Origin of the sequence: Rhodovulum sp. HP10 (genome assembly GCF_047553435.1) — a bacterium.
Taxonomy (GTDB): domain Bacteria; phylum Pseudomonadota; class Alphaproteobacteria; order Rhodobacterales; family Rhodobacteraceae; genus Rhodovulum.
On sequence record NZ_CP180201.1, the window covers coordinates 211,584 to 231,374 of the forward strand.

The following is a 19,791-nucleotide window of genomic DNA, read 5'->3' on the forward strand; positions in this document are numbered from 1 at the left end:
TTTTGCAAGCCATGCACCGAGCGCATGGCCGACCTGCAAAATGAAGAATACCGAATCACGACAAATGCGTCATATTCGGCCGCACGCCCGAAATGCAAGAGCAAGAATAAAAGGACGACGAGATGGTCGATTTCGTTGATGGCACGGCGTTCAATCACGAACAGGGGCATCGTGCCCGAAAATTGTTCGCTGCTGTGGTGCTCGCCGCGTTGGACGACGCGATCGCGGACGACAAGAAATATGGCAACGGCCCTGAACAGATCGCGCGCTGGGCGCGGTCCCGCGATGGCCGTGAGGTCCTGTCCTGCGCCGGTATCGACCCGAACGAACGGGTTGTGCGCGGCCTGATGGAGTTCGTCGCTCGCGGCGTCCGGACCTCTGTTGCCCTGTCGCGCGAAGAAAGCGAACGACGCCACAGCCAGGAACAGGCCGAAGCCGCCTGACCCGCCTGCGAGCTTTCCATGCGAATGGCGCGCCCAAAAGGGCGCGCTTTTCGCGTTTCTGACAAGGTTGATCGTCCCGGGACGATCCGGGCCCGGAGAGATCAGCGCCAGTCGGACCGGGGATCGGCCACGCGGGCGTGCATCATCCGCGGGCGTCGAGGCGGCTGACCGCAATAATACGTCGGGAAAAGATCAGTCGAGATCGCGTTCGGCAAGCGCGCGGGCGATCTCGCGGCGCACCATCTTGCGCAGGTTGCGGCCGATGCCCTCGCCCAGCGTACCGCGCAGCTCCTGCCGCACGACCTCGCGCACGATATCGGACACCATCACGCGAAGCGCGGCCTCGTCGCCGCCTGCCGCTGCCGGACCGGCAGACACAACCTGCGCCTTCCCGACCCAGGGCACCGAGGGCAAACCCTCTTCGCATTCGGGGTCCCAATCGGCATCGACCCCGGCCATGGCGGCCTCGAGCTCGGCGATGCGGCGTTCGAGCGTAACCGCGTCGCGCCGGTTCGCCTCGGCCAGATCGGCCACCGAAACGGTCCGCGGCCCGGGAGGAACCGCCTCCCGGGAGGCCCGCAGGGCCGGCGCGCCGGGATCATGCGGCAGGGGCCCGCGCAGCAGCACCGGCATCGGCCGCGCCGGAGCGGGCTGGTTCTCGGGTTCCGGACGGACACGCAGGTTGGGTGTCAGCACCAGCCGCGCCAGACGCGGCTCGTTGCGCGGCGGCGCGGGCTCCTGCGACGGCTCTGCCGGGCGGACCCCGGCAGTGTCGACGATGCTGCGCAGTTCAACCATGGCACGGCTCCGGACCGGAAATACGGTTAATCACAGGGCGGAATGCTAGCCCCTCCGCCCTGCGGAAACAACCGGGCACGAGGCTCAGTTGCGCCCGATGCTTTGCAGCACACGGTCGAGCTTGCCGCCCTGAAGGCTTTTCGCAGGCGCCGAGCTGACCGCGTTGTAATAGGCATTGGGATCATAGGTCGGAATGCCCAGTCCCAGATGCTCGGCCGTCAGCAGCCCCATCGAAGCCAGCACGCTGTAGATCGCGGTATATTGCGTGGCCTCGGCCTCGACCCGGGCGGTCCGGGCATCGAGCAGGTCCTGTTCGGCATCGAGCACATCAAGCGTGGTACGCGCACCGAGCCTGGCCTCTTCCTTGGTGCCGTCGAAGGCAAGCTGCGCCGCCTGGATCCGCTGGTCGCTGGCCGTGACCTGGGCCCGCGCCACCGCAAGGCTCGACCAGGCATTGCCGACATCGAGCTCGACCAGCCGCACGGTCTGCAGAAGCCCCGCGCGGGAGGCCTGCATGTTGGCCATGGCCTGACGCTCGGCCGCATAGAGGCGCCCGCCGGCATAGATCGTCTGCGACAGTTGCAGCTGGGCCTTCGTGCCCTCGTTTGAATTATCGTCGCGTTCATAACCGAGCGAGGCGGTCAGGCTGGGGCCTTGCGCGGCCTTGGCCCGGGCGAGGTTCAGCTCGGAGACGGTGACATTGTGCTGCGCCTGGAAGATGTCGGGATGGGTCTTCACCGCAACCGAACGCGCCGCCTCGGGCGATCTGGGAATGCTGGGCAGATTGGGAATGCCGCTGAGCCGTTCCGGATAATGCCCGACCGCCAGCTTGTAGGATTCGCGCGCCGTCGCCAGCTTGCCATTGGCCGCGACCAGGTTCGAGCGGGCCGCGGCCAGCGCCGATTGCGCCAGCGACACATCGGTCCGGGTCACCTCGCCAACCTCGAAGCGGTCCTGGGTGGCCCGCAACTCTTCGGCGATCAGCCGGTTGTTGTTCTCGGCCAGGCTCACGGTCTGCAGCGCCGCGAAGACGTCCATATAGGCCTGAACCGCAGAAAGCAGCACATCCTGCTCGATCCCGATCAGCGCGGCCCGGGTCGCGAGCACGGTTTCCTTGGTGGCATCCAGCGCCAGCCGGTTCTGGCCGCTATCGAAGATCGTGAGAGTTGCGGTCAGCTCGGCCGAGGCGCTGGTATGCTTGTTGCCGTTCGCCGCCGAGGCCGGGTCGACATAGTTCCCGTTCATGGCAAAGGCGATCACAGGGCGCAGCGTCGCCAGCGCCTGGGCCACATCCTCGTCGGCCGCGCGCAACAGAGCCCGGTTCTGATCGAGAAGATGCGAGTTCTTGTAGGCCGCGATCAGGGCATCGGTCAGCGTCTCCGCCTGTGCCGCCCCGGCCGCCCAGAGGGCGAGCGTCGCCGACAGAGCCGTACCGGCGAAGTTACGTAGGAAACTACTCATATCCGTGCCTCGTCTGGCTTTTGCCATTATCAGACCGCGTTTCTTCGATGCGGCTCTTGTATGTCTTTCACGTGTCAGAATTCGAACTCTGCCGCGCGCGCGAAGCCCGGCATAACCGGGGCGCTCGCATTGAACAGAAAACGCCAGCTCAGCGCGCCCTCGACCTTCCAGCCGATGCGGGCCACACCAAGCGTGCCCTCCATGAAGAGCGCGACGATCCGGCCGCCGTCCTTGAGCTGATCGGCGATGGCCTGCGGCAATTCCTCGATGGCGCCCTCGATCACGATCGCGTCATAGGGGCCGTGCCTGGGCGCGCCATCGGTCAGCGCGCCGACCTCGACCGCGACATTGTCGACACCGTGCTCGCCGAACATGGCTTCGGCCTCGCGCGCCATGGTGCCGTCCTCTTCCAGAGCCACCACCGCATCGGCCATCCGCGCCATCACGGCCGCCGAATAGCCCAGCCCGCATCCCAGATCGAGCACCATGTCGCCCGGCCCCAGATCGAGCGCCTCGAGCATCTTGGCGAAGGTGCGCGGCTCGAGCAGGACGCGGTCATGCGCCAGCGGAAGGTTCTCGCCGATATAGGCGGCCTCGCGCAGGCGGGCGGGAACGAAGGCTTCGCGGGGGACGGCAAGCATCGCCTCGATGATCGGCAGACGCGTGACGTCCGAGGGACGGACCTGGGTGTCGACCATCGCTTCGCGGCGGGCAGCGTAATCGGCCATGCGGCTGAACTCTCCAGTTCGATATAATCAGGTTTGGTGATGCCACAGAAGTCCGGGCACGGCAATGGCCTGACACCCCATGTCGGACGAGGTATGGCAAGAGCGAAACAGGACGCAGGCCGTGCCGCCTTGCCAGCCCGGCACCGGGCGCGTAACCCTTTCGGCACAGATCCGGTCTTCCGGCTGTGCCGAGCCCTTGTTCCTGCATCCCGCATTCTTCATCCCACCGCCCCGAATTGCCGTGCTGAGCTACCGGATCCTTCTTTCCCTGGCCGCCCCCGGCCTCGCGCTGCGCCTGCTGCGCGAGCGGCCCTTCGCGCGCGAGCGGCTCGGCCTGAACGGGCCGGACCGGGCGCCCGGCCCTGCGATCTGGCTGCATGGCGCCTCGAATGGCGAGCTGGCCTCGGCACGGCCGCTGATCGAGCGCCTGACCGAGCGTCGCCCCGATCTCGCAATCGTCGCGACCAGCAATTCCCGGACCGGGCGGGCGCTGGTCGAGAGCTGGGCCCTGCCCCGGGTCTCGGCGCGGCTCGCGCCTTATGATTACCGCTGGACGCTGCGCCTGTTCATCGGGCGCTGGCAGCCCCGGGCGCTGGTGCTGATCGAAAGCGAACTCTGGCCGAACCGGATCTTCGAGGTGGCGCAGCGGGGCCGCCCGGTGCTTTTGCTGGGCGCCCGGCTTTCGGCACGGAGCGCGGGGCGCTGGCGGCGGATGCCCGCGCTGGCGCGGCGCCTGACCGGCGCCATCGCCTATCTTTCGGCCCAGGACCCGGCCTCGCAGGAGCGCTTCGCGGCCCTCGGCCTCGCCCCCGAGCGGAGCGGCCCGGTGATCGATCTCAAGGCCTTCGCCCCCGCGGCCCGGCCCGATCCGGACGCGCTGAAGGCCCTCGCCCCCCTCCTGCCCCGCACCAGCACCCTGCTGGCGGCCTCGACCCATGAGGGCGAAGAGGCGCCGGTCCTGGAAGCCTTCGCCCGGCGCTGGCGCGCCGATCCGGCCGCGCGCCTGATCCTCGCCCCGCGCCACCCCCGGCGCGCCGCCCAGATCGCCGCGCTGATCGAGCGGGCCGGCCTCGGCCATGCCCTGCGCTCGAGCGGCGGTCTCCCGGGCCCCGAGCGACCGGTGCTGCTGGCCGATACCATGGGCGAAATGGCGCTCTGGTATGCTTTGGCCGGGGTCAGTTTCGTCGGCGGCTCGCTGGTGGACAAGGGCGGCCATACCCCGTTCGAACCCGCCGCCGCGGGATCTGCGATCCTGCACGGCCCGCATGTGGCGAATTTCGCCGCCGCCTATGCCGCGCTCGACCGCGCCGGGGCCGCCGAGGCCGTTGCCGGGGCCGACGGGCTTGTCACAGCGCTGGCCGCGCTCGATGGCCCCGAGCAGATCCGCCGGGCGGCCTGCGCCAGCGATGTGCTGGCCGGGCTTCGCGCCCGGGCCCCCGGCCCCGACACGCTGATCGACGCGCTCGAGCGCCTGATCGGCACGCCCCCCGACAAGGCCCCCGACAAGAAGGACCCCGATGATGGCTGAGCCGCAGTTTTCGCTCGACGATCTGGAACAGGCCGCACGGCTCATCCATGCAAGGATGCCGCCGACGCCGCACTATGCCTGGCCGCTCCTGGCCGAGGCGATCGGCACCGAGGTCTGGGTCAAACACGAGAACCACGGGCCCACCGGCGCCTTCAAGCTGCGCGGCGCCTACACCTTCATCGACTGGCTGACCCGCACCCGCCCCGACTGCACCGGCATCGTCACCGCGACCCGCGGCAATCATGGCCAAGGTCAGGCGCTGGCGGCCCGCGCCGCCGGGCTGACCGCCCGGATCTATGTTCCCGAGGGCAATTCGGCCGAGAAGAACGCCGCGATGCGAGCCTTCGGCGCCGATCTGCGCATCTTCGGGTCCGATTTCGACAGCGCCCGCGAAGAGGCCTTCCGCGTGGCCGAGGCCGAGGGGCTTTACCCGGTGCCGCCCTACCACCGCGAGCTGGTGCGGGGTGTCGCAAGCTATGCGCTGGAACTGTTCACCGCCCAGCCCGACCTGCACAGCGTCTATGTGCCGATCGGTTGCGGCTCGGGCATCTGCGGCACCATCGCGGCGCGCGATGCGCTGGGGCTGTCGACCCGGATCGTCGGTGTTGTCTCGGACCAGGCCGATTGCGTCCTGCGCTCGATGGCGGCCGGAGATCTGGTCGAAACCCCGACGGCGCGAACCTTCGCCGACGGGCTGGCGGTGCGGGTGCCGGTGGCCGAGGCCCTCGCGATCTATTCGGCCGGGGCCGAGCGCATCGTCTCGGTCTCGGATGCCGAGATCGCCGAGGCGATCCGGCTTTACTTCAGCGCCACGCATAATGTGGCCGAAGGCGCCGGCGCGGCCCCCCTGGCCGCCCTGATGCAAGAGCGCGAGATGATGGCGGGCCGCAAGGTCGGCGTCATTCTCTGCGGCGGCAATATCGACAGTCCGCGCCTTGCAACGGTGCTCGGGGGCGGCGTGCCCACCCCCTGAGGGCGCGACTGCCGGACCGCACGGGCTAGAGGAAGCTGACCAGCTCGCGCTCTTCGGCGCAGACCGCGACGCAGGCACCGGGCAGGCAGACCGTGATGCTGCGCTCGTCGTGATATTCGACCTCCGGACGGATGAAGCACTGGTCATGCGGGTCGAAGAAGCCGCCCAGCAGCAGGCCCGCCGCGGGAAAGCAAAGCTGCTCCTGGCAGAGCCGTGCCGGACCAAGCTGGGCCTCCATCAGCTTGACGACCGCCTGCGGGTCCGCGTCGAAGAGCGACGCCCCCTGATAGCGCACCCCCGAGACCTTCCTTCCGGCAATGATGCAATTGAGACCGTTCGGGCCATATTCGCAAATCGGCACCGAAAGGCCACGATATTCCATAACCCGCCCCCGGCTGCCGCGATAGACATGCCCAGGGCGCCCGAGATCGGGATGCGCCTGAACGTCTTCGGGCGTCATCCCAAAGGCCAATGCCCCGAGCCCGCGCCCGGGTTGAACGGTCCAGATCATGTCTCCTCCCCTTTTACGGTATTATGCCCCAGAAGAGGCACCCTGCGAAGAGAATAACGTATATCGCGACATTTCCGTATAATGCGCAGCATTTCTTCCTGTTTCAGAACGGTAAAGTCCGAAAAAGCCGACCTTGAACGGGCCGGCGCGAAAATCGGCCGACTGCGCTACGGCCAATTCCGCGCATTTCCAGGCGCGGCGGTCGTGCCCCAATCTGGCAAGTGTGACATGGGGCGTAAAACGGCGCCGCTCCGGCGCGACCCCGATCCGCCGGGCGGCGGTTTCGAGCCTGGCCTGCAAATGCCGGAGCGCAGCACTTTCGGCCAGGGTCGCATGCAGGTTATGCGGCCTGTCGCTCCCGAACAGGCCAAGGCCGGACAAGGTCAGCTCGAGTTCCGGGGCCCGGATGCCGGCAAATTCCATGTCCAGGTCATCCAGTTGCGGTTCGGGCAGACTGCCCAGGAAAACAAGGGTCAGATGAAGATTTTCGGTCGGGACCGGACGGATCTCGGGCAGGCCCGCCTGCACCTCTGCCAGGCGGGCGCGGATTTCCGGCGGCAGGGCGATGGCAGAAAAGGCGCGGATCATGCGAACGCTCCGATGACAGGGCCTCAAGCAATGGCGGCTCGATCTGTCTGGCAGATGGGATCGGAGCTGCGCGGTTCAAGGCGCGGCGATATCGCGGGGGAGTTATGCCGCAATGTAGCTGATCCGTGCTGCAAATGCGAGAAACACTTTCCGAATAGGAATTTCACGTCATATGGAATGCAATATGTAGATAATTTTTCAAATTCCAGAAAAGAATTAAAAATTTTGCCCACCCCGACAAAGCGCAACAGAACGCCCTCCCGAAAGGATCCGGTCAGGTCGTCGCCCGATAACACATGTCGTTATTGCGACAGAAGGGTTTCGATTTTCGAGGTCAACTTCGCCGATTGCGGCTTGGTGAAAGCGCCGAATGTGGCAACCGGATGCCCGGAACCATCGAGAAGGACCTTGTTGAAATTCCAGCCCGGCTTGAAATCGTGCTCTTCAGCCATCCAGCGATAGAACGGATGCGCCTCGGCCCCCTTCACATGGGTGATCTCGGTCATCGGCAGCGTCAGTCCGAAATTGACCTCGCAGAAATCCTTCACCGCGGCCTCATCGGCCAGTTCCTGATTGAAATCGTCCGAGGGCACGGCCAGCACCACCAGCCCGCGCGGGCCGTAGCTGTCCTGCAACGCCTGCAACCCGTCATATTGCGGGGTGAAACCGCATTGAGAGGCGGTATTGACCACCAGCACCGGCCGGCCGCGGAACGCCGCGAGGTCGATCTCGCCGCCATCGATCGAGGAAAACCGGAAGCTCTCGGCGGCAGAGGCAGAGCCCGCACCGAACAACAGGGCGGCGACAACCGGAAGAATGGCAGGGCGCATGCGCAGACATCCCAATGCTGTATCTATGGAAAAGGACCTATTTCACGATGCGAGAGGGTCAAGCCAGGCAGGGGATGATCTCCCTGAAGGTCGCGTCGCTCGCGGCCCGCCCTTCGCGTCCAGCCGGACCGAACCGGTCGAATGCTCCGCGCTCCAGGCTGGCCGATAGCGGGATTGCGGCAAACGGGCACGAGCGTCTCCGGCGTCTCTCTACCACGAGGGCCTCGTTTTCCCGGTCGGCTCCCTCGGAACCGCGCCGATGCGGCGTCGGATTGAAGCCTCGGCCGGGAAGAGGCCGGCACCGTCCTTGCGGCGCTTGCGCGCGCCATTCAGACGCCCGACCGGATTGGGGCCGTGTCCCGCCGCGTTGCCCGGCCAGGCAGGTCATATCGGCCGGAACGTCCCCTGGCGTTCCATGAGCGTTGCGAGATTCGGACGCCTGGCGAGCCTCTCATCCGCCACGAGACGCCACAGGGCCCATCGCCGCCACATGATGGTTCGCGCAAAGGCGCTGGCAATGAGGACGGAGGCCACCTAGGTGTTTGATCCCACGGTTTGATGCTGCGATGCTTTCTCATGAATGGACGGATGCCCTATGGGACAAGTTCGTCACGGCTGCGCCACGACCTCGCCCGCCGTCAGAGCAGCAATACAGCGATCGCAGGCTTCGCTCGCGCAGCTGAGCCGGGATCTCGGGAGTGAGGAGGATCGAAAAACGATCCAGTGAATCGTTTTCCCGACGAACCCCAAAACGGTTGCGAAGTGGCGCAAACGCCAGACGGTCGATGATCTCAGGACAGGTCCAAAGGAGCCACGTTCGACGGTCCTCACGGAGGCGGAGGAGGCGGCCATCGTCGCGTTCCGACGCCATACGCTGCTGCCGCTGGACGACTGCCTCCATGCCCTGCAGCCGTCCATCCCGCATCTGACACGCTCGGCGCTGCATCGGTGCCTTCAGCGATGAGCCATTGTGCGCCACCGGTTCAAGCACGATGGCGAATGCATCTCTCGACTACCCGCCGTGTCGGGCGACAAGCCGAAGCGGTCGAAGTTCAAGCGCGATCCTATCGGCCCTCGCCAGCGGGTCTCGAACCGATGGCGACCACGCAGGCTCGATCCACATCGACATCGCCGAGGAGCAGACAGCTGAAGGAAAGCTCTTCCTGTTCGTCGGCATCGACCGCACGAGCAAGTTTGCCGTGACCCAGCTCGTCGAGAAAGCGGACAGGAAGACGGCCCGCGAGTTCCTGCAACACATGCTCGAAGCCGTGCCATATCAGGTCTACACGGCATTGTTTTTGAGGCGTGACTTGCCCTTTCCCCTTCAGGTTCAAGCCACGCGGACGCTCTCGGCGGTGCCGAGAGCATTGAGGCGGTTGATGAATGAGCCATGTCGCGCCATTGGTCCGAGCGATAATGCGAATGACGCGGATGTGGATTTCGGTGGTTTGGCGGTCTGGGTTTCTCGCGGCGATGCGCTCTCCGAAGGACTTGAGGTCGAGCCGGTTCAGCGCCACCGGTTCGAGCGAACCGGCGAGGGCATCTTTGCCTCGGCGCGACTCCGGCTGTTGTATCCACTCCATCGTCGCCAAATGGCCCGACCGAGGTATTTCGATGCGCGCAGCGCCTCGTTTCGCGCGGCCGCGCCAGCGGTGCCAGTCTTCCATGGCTTGGCGTTCTTGCGGGGTGGGATGACAGCTTGGGCGCCGCAGTCAGCGATGGCATCGCGGCATTTGCGGGTATCGCAGGCGCCGCCTGCGTTCGCAGGCCCACCGCTGCCGATCTGCTGGCTCTCAGGTATCTGGCTGAGACGGTCGGGCAAGACCGGTGCATCACCAATGTGGCTTCCGGTTATCTCGACAGCCCGGATTGCCAAGGTTTCCTCGTCAATCCCGAGATGGATCTTGCGCCAAACACGTCGTTTGGGGCCACCATGCTTGCGGGCGTGCCGCTCACCTTCGCCCCCGACCTTGATCCCTGTGCTGTCGATGAGCAGATGCAGCGGGTCCTTCGATCCGCGATACGGGATGGCCACGGCCAGCGTCTTCTGACGGCGAGACAGCGTGCTGAAGTCGGGCACCGACCAGTCGAGGCCAACGAGCCGCAACAGACTCTCGACGAACCCGGTCGTCTGCCGGAGCGCCATGCCGAACAGCACCTTCATCGTCAGGCACGACCGGATGGCGGCGTCGCCGCAGGTCCGCTGGCGGCCACGCCTGCCTGTCGGTGCGGCATCCCGGGTCATGATGGGACCGAACCAGATGGTCAGCGAACCCCGGCGCTTGAGCGCTTCATTGTAGGCCGGCCAGTTCCTGGTCCTGTAGGTTGCGGGTGTGGGGCTGCTCATCCATCCCAGCTACCACTCTGGATTCACAAGATGAATCCTCTACGGGATTTGTCCAACAGAGCCGATCCGGAGGGCTCCTGATGCCTTGCGGCGTTACCGCGACACAGTCTCTTTTTCGCTGTGATCAACGAAGACGATTTGCGGATCGCGCGCAGGGCTCAGCCTTTCGGCTCGTCGCCAATCATAGAGGTGGCCGCATCTTGCCGCGCGACATCATCGGCCCAATCGTACAGTTCCGAGAGGATGCCACGCAGGGCTTCTCCCCGCGCCGTCAGGACATAGGTGACTTCACGGGGAAAGATGTTCGTCTCGACCCGCCGAACCAGGTCGCGGCCTGTCATCCCCGCGATCCGTTCGCTCAAGACCTTGGGCGAGATCCGCGGCAAGAGCGCCTGAAGGTCCGAAAACCGCTTTGGCCCGCCTGACAGATGCCACAGCAGCAGCGCGTTCCAGCGGTGACCGAGAAAGCCCAGCCAGCCCTCGGCAAGGCATTGGTCGGGGCGGTTGGCCGGGGTCGGCGCGGCTGTCGGTTCGGGCATCGTACTTCCCATTTGGTTAGTCCAGAGTCGCCGTGTTCTGAGCGCTCGGGGACTCTCGCAATCCCGATATCACAAGGACCATGACATGAAACGGATACTCATCATCGGCGGCTATGGCCATGTGGGACAGGAGATCGCGCGACGGCTTCTGGCGGCGGACAGGGCGGTGACCGTCGCGGGGCGCGACGGCGCAAAGGCCGCAGCCGTGGCGGCGGAGTTGGGCTGCGAGGGGGCGATGCTGGATCTCGACCGGCCCGAAAGCTGGGCGGCACCGCTGTCGACGGCCGATGTGGTGATCTGTTGCCTCGACACGCAGACGGCGGACCTGGCGCGGGCCGTGCTGGAACGTGGCGCACGCTACATCGATATCTCGGCGACTGACGCGGTGTTGAGCCGTATCGAGGCGTTGGATGGGCTGGCGCGTGAGAAGCGCACGCTGGCGGTGCTGTCGGTCGGACTGGCACCCGGGCTGACCAACCTGTTGGTGCGGGAGGCGCGCGCGCGCTGTCCCGAGGCCGCCCGGTTCCGCATCGGCATCCTGCTGGGCCTGGGGGACAGCCATGGGCCGGCCGCGATCGACTGGACCCTGCGGAGCCTCGCGCCGCTTGCGCGGTCGGACATCAAGCCGATGCGGTTCGGCGACGATCGCCGTCCCCTGCCTTCGATCCCCTTCGACTTTGCCGATCAACACGGCCTGATGCGCCGGGGGTTCGGCCCGCTTCAAGGTGAACGAGCACAAGAAGGAGATCACCGACATCTATCCCGACCCGGCGACGGGCCGAGCGCGTCGACACCGTCATCGTCAATGTCATCCCGCCCTGGATCGTCCTCGTCGCCCTGATCTGGTGGATCGCGCCGTCGCCCAGCGAGATCGCGCGAAGGGTCACGGAAGCCGTCAGGGGGAGTTAATCTGTTCAGCGCTGACGCACGGCCACAAGACGCTTTTGCACACGGCAACCGGAAGTCTAAATTCTGAGTGATTAGCAAGCTCTCGCTTCACTCCCAGGCGCGCGGAGACCGGGAGCTTTGAGCTACCCCCCGAAATTCGGACAGTGACGTAAGCTACGATTTGCAGTCTGCTGATCTTCGACGAGAAGGAGATCAGAGATGTCGAAACGCAAGCAGCACGCGCCTGAGTTCAAGGCGAAGGTCGCGCTGGAAGCCCTGAAGGGTGAAGAGACGGCGGCCGAGCTGGCGAGCCGGTTCGGAGTGCATCCGACGATGATCCATCAATGGAAGCGCGCCCTGCTCGAAGGCGCGTCCGGCGTGTTCGAGCGCGGTGGCCGCAAGAGACCCGAGATCGACGAGGAGCAGGTGAAGGAGCTCCACGCCAAGATCGGGGAGCTGGCGGTGGCCAACTCTTTTTTGGAACGAAAGCTGAAGCCCTGGGGCGGGAAGTGAGGCGCGGTATGATCGAGCCTGACCATCCTCAGCTGTCCATCGGTCAGCAGTGCAGGCTGCTGTCGATTGCGCGCTCGTCCTATTACTACGAGCCGAAGGGAGAGACCGCACAGAACCTCGGCCTGATGCGGCAGATCGACGAGCAGTTCCTGGAGACGCCGTTCTTCGGTGTCCGCCAGATGACCTGGCACCTGCGCAATGACGGGCATCTCGTGAACGAGAAGCGAATACGCCGGCTAATGCGCCTCATGGGGCTGATGCCGATTTACCAGAAGCCCAACACGAGCAGGCCGGCGAAAGGACACAAGACCTATCCTTACCTTCTGAAAGGGCTGCACGTGGATCGTCCGAACCAGGTCTGGTGCTCGGACATCACCTACCTGCCCATGCGCCGCGGGTTCCTATACCTCATAGCGATCATGGACTGGCACACGCGCAAGGTTCTATCCTGGCGGATCTCGAACACCCTGGAGGCCGACTTCTGCGTCGAAGCACTGAGCGAGGCCATCCACAAGTTCGGCCCGCCCGAGATCATGAACACGGATCAGGGCAGCCAGTTCACGTCCTTCGCCTGGACCGACCGGCTCCGCCGATCCGGTGTGCGCATCTCGATGGATGGGAAAGGCCGATTCCTCGACAACATCTTCATCGAGCGGCTGTGGCGAACCCTGAAATACGAATGCGTCTACCTGCATGCCTGGGAGACCGGATCAGAGACGAAAGGGGCTATCCGGAAATGGATGACCTTCTACAACCACCAGCGTCCTCACTCAGCCCTCGGCGGCAAGCCACCGGCGCTGGTTTATTGGCAGAGAAATGATATCAACAAACCCGATCAGCAGGTGCAAAGAGTAGCTTAAATTACGCCAGATACTGTCCAACCGATGGGGAGTAGCTCACTTTCGATCAGAGCGCAAGCCCCCTCCTCCGGTTCATCCCCGCGTGTGCGGAGAACAGCAAGGAAAGGGACCGGAGTGTCCCGACTATCCCGAACTGTACGCAACTGTCCCGCAAATGTCCGCCGGACAGTGTCGGGACAGTCTTGAGGCGACCGGGCAAGGCTGAGAAGAAGGGAACCGAGATGGATGCGAGGGAACAGGCCCAGGGCGAGAAGCGGGTGGGGCCGCCGATCTGACGCGGATCTGCGTCACCGGGGACATGCCGCCGATGACGCCCTGGCGTTAAGACGGATTGCACCGTTCAATGCCAGGCAAGGATCAAATTGGCATTTTCTCTTCGTGGGAATAGATTGGACCCTCGAATTCTCAGCACACGAGGAGATTGGCGTGCGCGCACTGACTATCTTATGCCTTGTCTTCCTGACCGGATGCGCATCGCAAATCATGAAGGGCTATGTCGGCAAACCTGTCACCGAGGCGATGCTGGATTATGGCGCCCCAAGCAATGTCATGACCCTGGAAGATGGTCGGCGGGCCTATCAGTGGACAATCCAGAATACCGGCACGGTTGCGGTTCCGACGACATCCACGGCAACCGTCTATGGCGCAGGCGGCACCGCAACCGCGTTCGGGCAATCAACATCGTACGTGCCGTATTCCGAAAAGTGCGTTTACACCCTGACGGCATCGCAACAGGGTGAGGCGTGGATCGTCGATGGGTTCCGGAAGCCCAGACTTGCGTGCGAGTGAACTGTAACGGCCTCGCCCCCCGGAAACATTTTTCTTGACGAACATTTGCCCCCGTTGACATAGTTCCGTCACCCAATTTGCGCCCGGAGCGGATCCCCCGCCCCGGGCGCTTTGCGTTCCGGGACGGGCTCTTGCAGCCGGCTGGCAGGGAGGGATGGCATGAAGCTGACGGCAGCTGTCTCACCCTCGGATCAGCGCAAGCTGGTGTCCCGGCTTCGGGATGTGGAGCGCAAGCAGATGGCCATGCCGCGCCAGCCCCGGCTGGTCCATCGCTGCATCTGGGAGGCGCCGCTGAAGGCCGGGATGGAGGATCTTGCCGTCACGACCGGCGCCTCCGAAGCCTCGGCGCTGAGCGCCGTCCGCGTCCGCTGGGCCGAGGGGAATCGCATCAACGAGGTCTTCCGCACCGGCCGCGTCCGGCTGTTCAAGCGCCGCGAGCACCTCACCGGCTGATCTGTCCTCCCATGACGAGGCCCGCCATGACCGTCACCAGCACCGCGCGCCCCGATACCCCGGGCGCCGCCCTGCGGGGCGCGGCCCGCCCGCAAAGGAGCCCGCCATGCAGGAATTGACCACGCAGATCCGGGACTGGTGGGGGGTGATGCTCTCGCTGCTCGGGCTGCCACCCGTGTCTCGGATTTCCCAGACGGATTGACCGTCGCTCCTTTCCAGCCAGTAAAGGCGAGCACCTGCGGCTCGACGCGGCATAGTTCGATCAATTCCTCCAGATCGTCGGGATGCAGTCTGACCGCCCGCCCCATGCGGATGGTCTTTCCATGGGTGTCGGCCGCCCGCCGCAGGCTCTCTTTCGGAACCCCGAGTACGCGCGCCGCTTCTGTGATCGACAGCAGGCGCTCACGGGTGGCGTGGAACTGCCCGTTCGCCGCGCGCAGGATCCAGCCGCCTTCCGTGCAGGCGCCGGAGGCCAGGAACGCGACACCGGGCGCGACGGCCGACGGCTTCAGGTCTTCCGGTTTCCCCTCGACGCCCCACATGCGGGTCTTGGCCACCGGCGAGATCGCGTTGACGGCGATGCCATGCCCGATCCCCTCTTCGGCCAGGACGTTGACGATCCCCACAGCAGCCATCTTGGCAGCGGCATAGGAGGCAAGGCCCTTCTGGACATATTGCGGGTAAAGCGCCCGGCAGGAGGTGGTGAGAACGAGCCTGCCATATCCGGCCTTGCGCATGACGGGCCATGCAGCCTGGGCGAGCCAGAGCGATGCCTTCGCCATGATCGTCATCATGTGGTCGAAGGAGGCCTCCTCGAGGTTCTCGATCCGCTCATAGGCGACCCAGCCGGCATTGTGGATCACCGCATCCAGTCGGCCGCGCATCTCGAGACAGTCGCGGACAAGCGCATGGCAACCGACCGGCCTGTCTATCTCGGTGCCGAAGGGATGGGCGTCGATCCCCTCCGCGCGAAGTGCGGCCGCGGCGGTTTCCGCAACCGTGCCGTCCCGGCCATGGCCATCGGACGTCGCGCCCACGTCATGAAGCAGGACCGTCGCCCCGAGACGGCCGATACTGCGGGCATAGGCCAGCCCCAGGCCTCGGCCCGCGCCGGTGATGAGCACGGCCTGTCCTGTGAAATCCGGTTCGATCATCATGGCATCCTCCATTGCGGGCAAGATGGCCATGGCCATATGATACGTCCAATATGACTTATGTGGCCAATTGATATGTCGGATATATCGAAGGGGGACCCTGCCGCCGGGCGCGGAATGATCGATCTTCGCAAGATGGAGCAGTTCGTCACCCTGGCAGAGGAGCGTCATTTCCACCGGGCCGCCAACCGGCTGGGCATGTCCCAGCCCCCTCTGACGGTCGCGATCCGGAAGCTCGAGGAGGATCTCGGCGTCGCGCTGATCGAACGGGGGCAGAACCGTGTTTTGGGCCTGACCGCGGCCGGGCAGAGCTTTCTTCGCGACGCCCGTGAAACGCTGCGCCAGGCCAATAATGCGATCACGACGGCGCGCGAGGTGGCCGCAGGCCGCACCGGGCTCATCCGGCTTGGATATGTCGGAAGCGCGCTCTATGGGCGGCTGCCCGAAACCATCCGGGCGTTCAGACGGGCGCGGCCAGACGTTCGGCTGGAATTGCGTGAGGCCACGACGGCCACTCAGATCGCGGGGCTGCGGGATGGCTCTCTGGATGCCGGCATCGTCATCCCTCCGATCGCGCAGCTCGCAGGCATCGAGCTCCGGGATTTCGACCGTGACCGGCTCTGCATCGCCCTGCCCTCCGAACATCCTCTGGCCGGGAAGGCCGATCTTTGCCTCTCCGACATCGCAGAGGAGGATTTCGTGCTTTGGCCGATGGCCGAGGGCCGTGGGTTTCACCTCCAGGTCATTCGTCTGTGCGCCGATGCGGGATTCGTGCCTCGGGTGACGCAGGATGCGCATGGAATGCATGCCGTCCTGTCGCTCGTCGCGGTCGGCGCGGGTGTGTCGGTGGTGCCCGAAAGCATGAGGCAATTCCGGCCTGACCAGATCTCCTACCGATCCATTGCCGCAGCCGCCGCGGATTTCCCGCTATGTCTGGCCGTCATCGAGCCAAACCCTGCGGTGGCGGCATGTTTCGGCTTGCGGCGCTGAAGGATCTTCCACGGCCCGTCCCCGCCCGGTTCGCCGCGCGCTGATCTGCGCGATAGCGTCGGGGGAAAGCAGGTGCCGCTTATACCGGTTACCCAGTTTCCGGATACGCCCCTGCCTTTCCCTGCCCCCCTGCCCCCCGCCGGATGGGGTTTCGCGTGAGCCCGATCGAGGCCGGCAAGTCACGACCCGGCCTGAAGGCAGGCGCACCCGGACGGCGGCGTCGCCAATGCGCTGGCCGTGACCGGGACGATGCCGGAAATCTTATGCAAGCGTTGGGCGGCTTCGTTCGCCTTCGCGTCGGCCTGGATATCGGCGGTCAGTTGCGCGATCCTCCTGTGCGTGTCGACCGACGGATCGGCCAGCAGGTTCTGCGCCTTGCACGCCGGAGCCGGCTGGTCGGCCCGGGCGCAGGCTGCAATCGACCTGTCTGCATCATGGAGGCCTTTCGCCACAAAATGCCGATTGCCCCCGGATGCGCCCGGATCGCGCCCACGGTCCGGCTCTGCCGGCGGACAAGGACCTCCCGGGCTTTGGGGGACATCAGGGCCTGCCGCTTCCCGGTTTCCACCGGAACGAAGCCCATGGACGGCCGTGACATCGCCTTGCAGATTGCCTCCGCATCCGCCTTGCCGGTCTTTCCGCGCGTCACTTACCCCTTCACGTCGCCGGGCTGCATCAACAGCAGCTCATGCCCGCGCTTCGTCAAATCCCGCGCCCGGGAATGCGCCCTGACACACACCTCCCTGCCCCACCGGACAGGCCGGCAGGTTCTGAAAGACCTCTGGCATCTGGTCGCGCCGGAGGTGTCGACGCAGGACCGGTCGCCCCTCCGAGTCCGCAGCGCGCAGATGGAAAACGGTCTTCGCAGGATCGACCCAACGTCGTTCGTGTCATCGGGGAAGTCTCACAGCACCCAATCCGGCACATTGCGAGGCCGAGAGCGGGCCCCATCCACTTCATCAGTGGCGAGCAATGGCGCCTCATAGCACCTGGTCGTGCTGATCCCGTCGCAGCGGCAGATCTCGTCGTCCTTCGCCTTCCTTCAGCACGCCGATGCTCTCGGATCCATGCGCTTGCGCAGTCCCACCGGGGCCACGGTCCCATTCCGACTCGGTGAACCGCTTCCGTTTCACGGGCCTTCCTCCTTCATCCGGTCAAAGGTGGAAAACTCCAGCGTGCCATGGCCCGGCTTCCGGGGGGAAGGTCAGTGGAGCGCGGCATCGGTGGTTTCGACGGCAGTCACTCGCGCTCAGGTCGTCACCCTGACGAGCAGTGCCTCGACGTCGTCGAGAAAGCTCAGCCACTCCCGGTGTTCGTCGATCCCGTTCATGTGCATGAGGAAGATCCCCTCCACCGCGAGGAAGGCGACCCTCGCGGCCTGTGCATCGGCCGAGGTTCCGTCAAGCCGGGCGAAGATATCGCGATACCAATCGCGTGTTTCCTGCCGGTTGTCGGGGTTTTCCAGATAGCTGACGAGAAGCCCCGCCATCTTGGCATCCATGACCTCTCCCGACGCGCGGTTCGCCGCGATAAAACGCCGGGCGAAGGTCACCGGATCGGCATCGGGCCCGACCTCCAGCAATGCGTCGAACTGGGCCGTCCATCGCCCGACAAGCGCGCGGACGAGATCGTCCTTGCTGGCGAAGGCATATTGCACGCCGCCTTTCGACACGCCCGCCGCCTGCGCCAGCGCGCCGATGGTCAATGCGCCGGCGCCGCGCCGGCGCACGAGATCTTCGGCAACGTCGAGCAATCCCTCGCGGGTGATCGTCGGTTTTCTGCCCATGAGCCTCCTCGATGCGGCCACCGCAAGATTGCAATCCATACGAACGTATTTATATGGCGGATGCAACGCGATTTCAGGTGATGCATGTCCCTTCCCCGACCCGATCCGAAACGCTGGCTGGTCCTGCTGGCGGTGATGCTGGCCTTTCTGCCAGTGGTGCTGGACATGACGATCCTGCATGTGGCGGTGCCGACGCTCACCCAGGCCTTGGGGGCGAGCAACACCGAGGTTTTGTGGATCATCGACATCTATCCGCTGCTGATGGCGGGGCTGCTGGTGCCGATGGGTACTCTGGCCGATCGCGTGGGCACGAGGCGCATCCTGCTGACGGGGCTGGCCATCTTCGGCCTTGCTTCGGCCCTGGCGAGCGTCTCGCCAACCCCCGGACTGCTCATCGTTGCACGGATGCTGCTGGCGCTTGGTGGAGCGATGATCATGCCCTGCGTGCTCGGCGTCATCCGCCGCACCTTCGACGATCCGGCCGAGCGCGGTCTGGCCCTTGGGCTCTGGGGCACCGTAGGCGCGGCAGGGGCTGCCGTGGGGCCGCTGATCGGCGGCGCGTTGCTGGGGCATTTCTGGTGGGGCTCGGTCTTCCTGATAAACGTGCCGGTCATGCTGCTCGTCCTGCCCGTCTGCTGGCTTCTGTTGCCGCGCCATGAGGTGCTCACCCCCGGCCGTTGGGCCATCGGCCAGGCGGTGCTGCTGATCCTAGGAATGATCGCCACCGTCTATGCGATCAAGGCGGGGTTCGGCGCCAAACAGCCGGTCGCGCTCGTGCTGCCGGTTCTGATCCTCGGCGGGGCGCTTTTGTCGGTCTTTGTCCGCCTGCAGCTGCGCAGCGCGCAGCCGATGCTGGATCTGTCGCTGTTTGCGCGCCCGGCGATCCTGGCCGGGATCATCATGGCGATCGTGGCCAGCGGCTCTCTGGCAGGGGTCGAACTGACGCTGGCGCAGGAGCTGCAATATGTCCTGGACAAGACACCACTGCAGGCCGGGGTTTTCATGATCCCGATCATGGCGGCCGCGGCACTTGGCGGGCCCGTCGCGGGCTGGTTGTCGGAGCGCTTCGGTCTGCGGCCGGTGGCCTGCCTGTCGCTGGCGATCTCGGCCGGAGCGCTTGGCGGCCTTGCCGTCACCGATTTCCACGATCCCGGGCTGATCGTGCCGGTGCTTCTGGTCCTCCTCGGTCTGGCGCTGAGCATCGGGCTTACCGCGTCGTCGGTCGCGATCATGGGCGCGGCGGAGGCCCATGAGGCCGGGGCCGCGGGATCGCTCGAGGCGACGGGATATGAGCTGGGCAGCGGTCTGGGGATCACGCTGTTCGGTGTCTTCATGTCGGTGGTGTTCGGACGCCATCTCGTTCTGCCCGAGGGCGTGCCGGAGGCGCTGGCCGATCAGGCGGCCCTCTCGATCGGCGATGTCTACATCGCCGCCCGGCAGCTGGAAGCCGATCAGGGGGCGGCGGTGATCTCCGCCGGCAAGGCCGCGTTTTCCGCGACCCATTCGGTGCTTCTGACAACTGCGGCCCTGCTGATGGGGCTCTTGGCGGTCCTGGTGTATTTCCTGCTGGCTCAGGGGCGTCGGGCCGTGACCTTCCAGCACTGACCGGGGC

General features: G+C 65.5%; 18 protein-coding genes and 2 pseudogenes. 9 read left to right on the forward strand and 11 right to left on the reverse strand.

Annotation, left to right across the window (positions count from 1 at the left end; genetic code table 11):
* The first annotated feature begins 122 nt into the window (after nucleotides 1–122).
* A complete protein-coding gene (locus ACK8CO_RS00955; RefSeq protein ID WP_080616231.1) occupies nucleotides 123–443 on the forward strand; it encodes a DUF6280 family protein in 321 nt (106 codons plus the stop codon).
* A gap of 192 nt (nucleotides 444–635) precedes the next feature.
* On the opposite strand, the gene ACK8CO_RS00960 is transcribed toward ACK8CO_RS00955, so the two are convergent.
* The 3 genes from ACK8CO_RS00960 to ACK8CO_RS00970 all read right to left on the reverse strand — a co-directional run bounded on the left by ACK8CO_RS00960 (nucleotide 636) and on the right by ACK8CO_RS00970 (nucleotide 3,430).
* Nucleotides 636–1,241, reverse strand: coding sequence for a hypothetical protein (locus ACK8CO_RS00960; protein WP_414897832.1), 606 nt, complete (start codon nucleotides 1,239–1,241; stop codon nucleotides 636–638).
* 84 nt (nucleotides 1,242–1,325) lie between these two features.
* Nucleotides 1,326–2,702: a TolC family outer membrane protein gene (locus tag ACK8CO_RS00965; protein ID WP_414897833.1), complete on the reverse strand. Its 1,377-nt coding sequence runs from the start codon at nucleotides 2,700–2,702 to the stop codon at nucleotides 1,326–1,328.
* Nucleotides 2,703–2,776: 74 nt separating this feature from the next.
* The gene (locus ACK8CO_RS00970; RefSeq protein WP_414897834.1) at nucleotides 2,777–3,430 is read right to left on the reverse strand and encodes a protein-L-isoaspartate O-methyltransferase family protein; all 654 of its coding nucleotides are present in this window, start codon (nucleotides 3,428–3,430) and stop codon (nucleotides 2,777–2,779) included.
* Nucleotides 3,431–3,671: 241 nt separating this feature from the next.
* Here ACK8CO_RS00970 and ACK8CO_RS00975 point away from each other — a divergent pair, with 241 nt between their 5' ends.
* On the forward strand, nucleotides 3,672–4,958 hold the full coding sequence (locus ACK8CO_RS00975; RefSeq protein ID WP_414897835.1) for a 3-deoxy-D-manno-octulosonic acid transferase: 1,287 nt from the start codon (nucleotides 3,672–3,674) through the stop codon (nucleotides 4,956–4,958).
* Nucleotides 4,951–5,931, forward strand: coding sequence for a threonine dehydratase (locus ACK8CO_RS00980; RefSeq protein ID WP_414897836.1), 981 nt, complete (start codon nucleotides 4,951–4,953; stop codon nucleotides 5,929–5,931). Before ACK8CO_RS00975 ends, ACK8CO_RS00980 begins: the two co-directional genes overlap by 8 nt.
* 25 nt (nucleotides 5,932–5,956) lie before the next feature.
* Here ACK8CO_RS00980 and ACK8CO_RS00985 read toward each other — a convergent pair whose 3' ends face one another.
* From ACK8CO_RS00985 to ACK8CO_RS00995, 3 genes are all read right to left on the reverse strand, one after another.
* Nucleotides 5,957–6,442 carry a hypothetical protein gene (locus ACK8CO_RS00985; protein WP_080616225.1) on the reverse strand — a complete coding sequence of 162 codons (486 nt, stop codon included), beginning with the start codon at nucleotides 6,440–6,442 and terminating at the stop codon, nucleotides 5,957–5,959.
* 21 nt (nucleotides 6,443–6,463) lie between these two features.
* Complete coding sequence (gene thpR, locus ACK8CO_RS00990; RefSeq protein WP_414897837.1) at nucleotides 6,464–7,030, reverse strand: RNA 2',3'-cyclic phosphodiesterase; 567 nt, start codon at nucleotides 7,028–7,030, stop codon at nucleotides 6,464–6,466.
* Between the two features lie 302 nt (nucleotides 7,031–7,332).
* The gene (locus ACK8CO_RS00995; RefSeq protein ID WP_414897838.1) at nucleotides 7,333–7,860 is read right to left on the reverse strand and encodes a glutathione peroxidase; all 528 of its coding nucleotides are present in this window, start codon (nucleotides 7,858–7,860) and stop codon (nucleotides 7,333–7,335) included.
* 595 nt (nucleotides 7,861–8,455) lie between these two features.
* On the opposite strand from ACK8CO_RS00995, the pseudogene ACK8CO_RS01000 reads away from it, so the two are divergent.
* Nucleotides 8,456–9,155, forward strand: a pseudogene (locus tag ACK8CO_RS01000) (hypothetical protein); the annotation flags it as partial.
* A 35-nt stretch (nucleotides 9,156–9,190) separates the two neighbouring features.
* On the opposite strand, the pseudogene ACK8CO_RS01005 reads toward ACK8CO_RS01000, so the two are convergent.
* A pseudogene (locus ACK8CO_RS01005) lies at nucleotides 9,191–10,207 on the reverse strand (IS5 family transposase).
* Between the two features lie 158 nt (nucleotides 10,208–10,365).
* Nucleotides 10,366–10,746, reverse strand: a complete 381-nt coding sequence (locus ACK8CO_RS01010; protein WP_414897839.1) for a winged helix-turn-helix transcriptional regulator — start codon at nucleotides 10,744–10,746, stop codon at nucleotides 10,366–10,368.
* An 85-nt stretch (nucleotides 10,747–10,831) separates the two neighbouring features.
* Between ACK8CO_RS01010 and ACK8CO_RS01015 the strand changes: the two genes are divergently transcribed.
* The 3 genes from ACK8CO_RS01015 to ACK8CO_RS01025 all read left to right on the forward strand — a co-directional run bounded on the left by ACK8CO_RS01015 (nucleotide 10,832) and on the right by ACK8CO_RS01025 (nucleotide 13,796).
* Nucleotides 10,832–11,587, forward strand: a complete 756-nt coding sequence (locus tag ACK8CO_RS01015; protein WP_414897840.1) for a saccharopine dehydrogenase NADP-binding domain-containing protein — start codon at nucleotides 10,832–10,834, stop codon at nucleotides 11,585–11,587.
* 266 nt (nucleotides 11,588–11,853) lie between these two features.
* A protein-coding gene (locus tag ACK8CO_RS01020) for an IS3 family transposase (protein WP_414896501.1) occupies nucleotides 11,854–13,007 on the forward strand; the annotation gives its coding sequence in 2 pieces (ribosomal slippage) (nucleotides 11,854–12,106 and nucleotides 12,106–13,007; 1,155 coding nt in all).
* A 426-nt stretch (nucleotides 13,008–13,433) separates the two neighbouring features.
* Nucleotides 13,434–13,796: a hypothetical protein gene (locus ACK8CO_RS01025; protein ID WP_414897841.1), complete on the forward strand. Its 363-nt coding sequence runs from the start codon at nucleotides 13,434–13,436 to the stop codon at nucleotides 13,794–13,796.
* A 191-nt stretch (nucleotides 13,797–13,987) separates the two neighbouring features.
* Here the strand turns inward: ACK8CO_RS01025 and ACK8CO_RS01030 are convergent, their stop codons facing one another.
* A complete protein-coding gene (locus ACK8CO_RS01030) occupies nucleotides 13,988–15,574 on the reverse strand; it encodes an SDR family NAD(P)-dependent oxidoreductase (protein ID WP_414898982.1) in 1,587 nt (528 codons plus the stop codon).
* On the opposite strand from ACK8CO_RS01030, the gene ACK8CO_RS01035 reads away from it, so the two are divergent.
* Nucleotides 15,521–16,393 carry a LysR substrate-binding domain-containing protein gene (locus ACK8CO_RS01035; RefSeq protein WP_414897842.1) on the forward strand — a complete coding sequence of 291 codons (873 nt, stop codon included), beginning with the start codon at nucleotides 15,521–15,523 and terminating at the stop codon, nucleotides 16,391–16,393. The genes ACK8CO_RS01030 and ACK8CO_RS01035 overlap by 54 nt on opposite strands.
* A 179-nt stretch (nucleotides 16,394–16,572) precedes the next feature.
* On the opposite strand, the gene ACK8CO_RS01040 is transcribed toward ACK8CO_RS01035, so the two are convergent.
* A complete protein-coding gene (locus tag ACK8CO_RS01040) occupies nucleotides 16,573–16,845 on the reverse strand; it encodes a hypothetical protein (protein ID WP_414897843.1) in 273 nt (90 codons plus the stop codon).
* 797 nt (nucleotides 16,846–17,642) lie between these two features.
* Nucleotides 17,643–18,179 carry a TetR/AcrR family transcriptional regulator gene (locus ACK8CO_RS01045; RefSeq protein WP_414897844.1) on the reverse strand — a complete coding sequence of 179 codons (537 nt, stop codon included), beginning with the start codon at nucleotides 18,177–18,179 and terminating at the stop codon, nucleotides 17,643–17,645.
* 84 nt (nucleotides 18,180–18,263) lie between these two features.
* Between ACK8CO_RS01045 and ACK8CO_RS01050 the strand changes: the two genes are divergently transcribed.
* Nucleotides 18,264–19,784: an MFS transporter gene (locus tag ACK8CO_RS01050; protein WP_414897845.1), complete on the forward strand. Its 1,521-nt coding sequence runs from the start codon at nucleotides 18,264–18,266 to the stop codon at nucleotides 19,782–19,784.
* The last annotated feature ends 7 nt before the right edge of the window (nucleotides 19,785–19,791 follow it).

What these genes read in the sequence shown, in the direction of transcription:
- ACK8CO_RS00995 (WP_414897838.1), bottom strand. Translation starts at nt 7,860, where the DNA reads ATGCGCCCTGCCATTCTTCCGGTTGTCGCCGCCCTGTTGTTCGGTGCG.
- ACK8CO_RS01050 (WP_414897845.1), top strand. Translation starts at nt 18,264, where the DNA reads ATGTCCCTTCCCCGACCCGATCCGAAACGCTGGCTGGTCCTGCTGGCG.
- ACK8CO_RS01015 (WP_414897840.1), top strand. Translation starts at nt 10,832, where the DNA reads ATGAAACGGATACTCATCATCGGCGGCTATGGCCATGTGGGACAGGAG.
- thpR (WP_414897837.1), bottom strand. Translation starts at nt 7,030, where the DNA reads ATGATCCGCGCCTTTTCTGCCATCGCCCTGCCGCCGGAAATCCGCGCC.
- ACK8CO_RS01010 (WP_414897839.1), bottom strand. Translation starts at nt 10,746, where the DNA reads ATGCCCGAACCGACAGCCGCGCCGACCCCGGCCAACCGCCCCGACCAA.
- ACK8CO_RS01045 (WP_414897844.1), bottom strand. Translation starts at nt 18,179, where the DNA reads ATGGGCAGAAAACCGACGATCACCCGCGAGGGATTGCTCGACGTTGCC.
- ACK8CO_RS01030 (WP_414898982.1), bottom strand. Translation starts at nt 15,574, where the DNA reads ATGACGCTCCTCTGCCAGGGTGACGAACTGCTCCATCTTGCGAAGATC.
- ACK8CO_RS00980 (WP_414897836.1), top strand. Translation starts at nt 4,951, where the DNA reads ATGGCTGAGCCGCAGTTTTCGCTCGACGATCTGGAACAGGCCGCACGG.
- ACK8CO_RS00985 (WP_080616225.1), bottom strand. Translation starts at nt 6,442, where the DNA reads ATGATCTGGACCGTTCAACCCGGGCGCGGGCTCGGGGCATTGGCCTTT.
- ACK8CO_RS00955 (WP_080616231.1), top strand. Translation starts at nt 123, where the DNA reads ATGGTCGATTTCGTTGATGGCACGGCGTTCAATCACGAACAGGGGCAT.
- ACK8CO_RS01035 (WP_414897842.1), top strand. Translation starts at nt 15,521, where the DNA reads ATGATCGATCTTCGCAAGATGGAGCAGTTCGTCACCCTGGCAGAGGAG.
- ACK8CO_RS00965 (WP_414897833.1), bottom strand. Translation starts at nt 2,702, where the DNA reads ATGAGTAGTTTCCTACGTAACTTCGCCGGTACGGCTCTGTCGGCGACG.
- ACK8CO_RS00970 (WP_414897834.1), bottom strand. Translation starts at nt 3,430, where the DNA reads ATGGCCGATTACGCTGCCCGCCGCGAAGCGATGGTCGACACCCAGGTC.
- ACK8CO_RS00960 (WP_414897832.1), bottom strand. Translation starts at nt 1,241, where the DNA reads ATGGTTGAACTGCGCAGCATCGTCGACACTGCCGGGGTCCGCCCGGCA.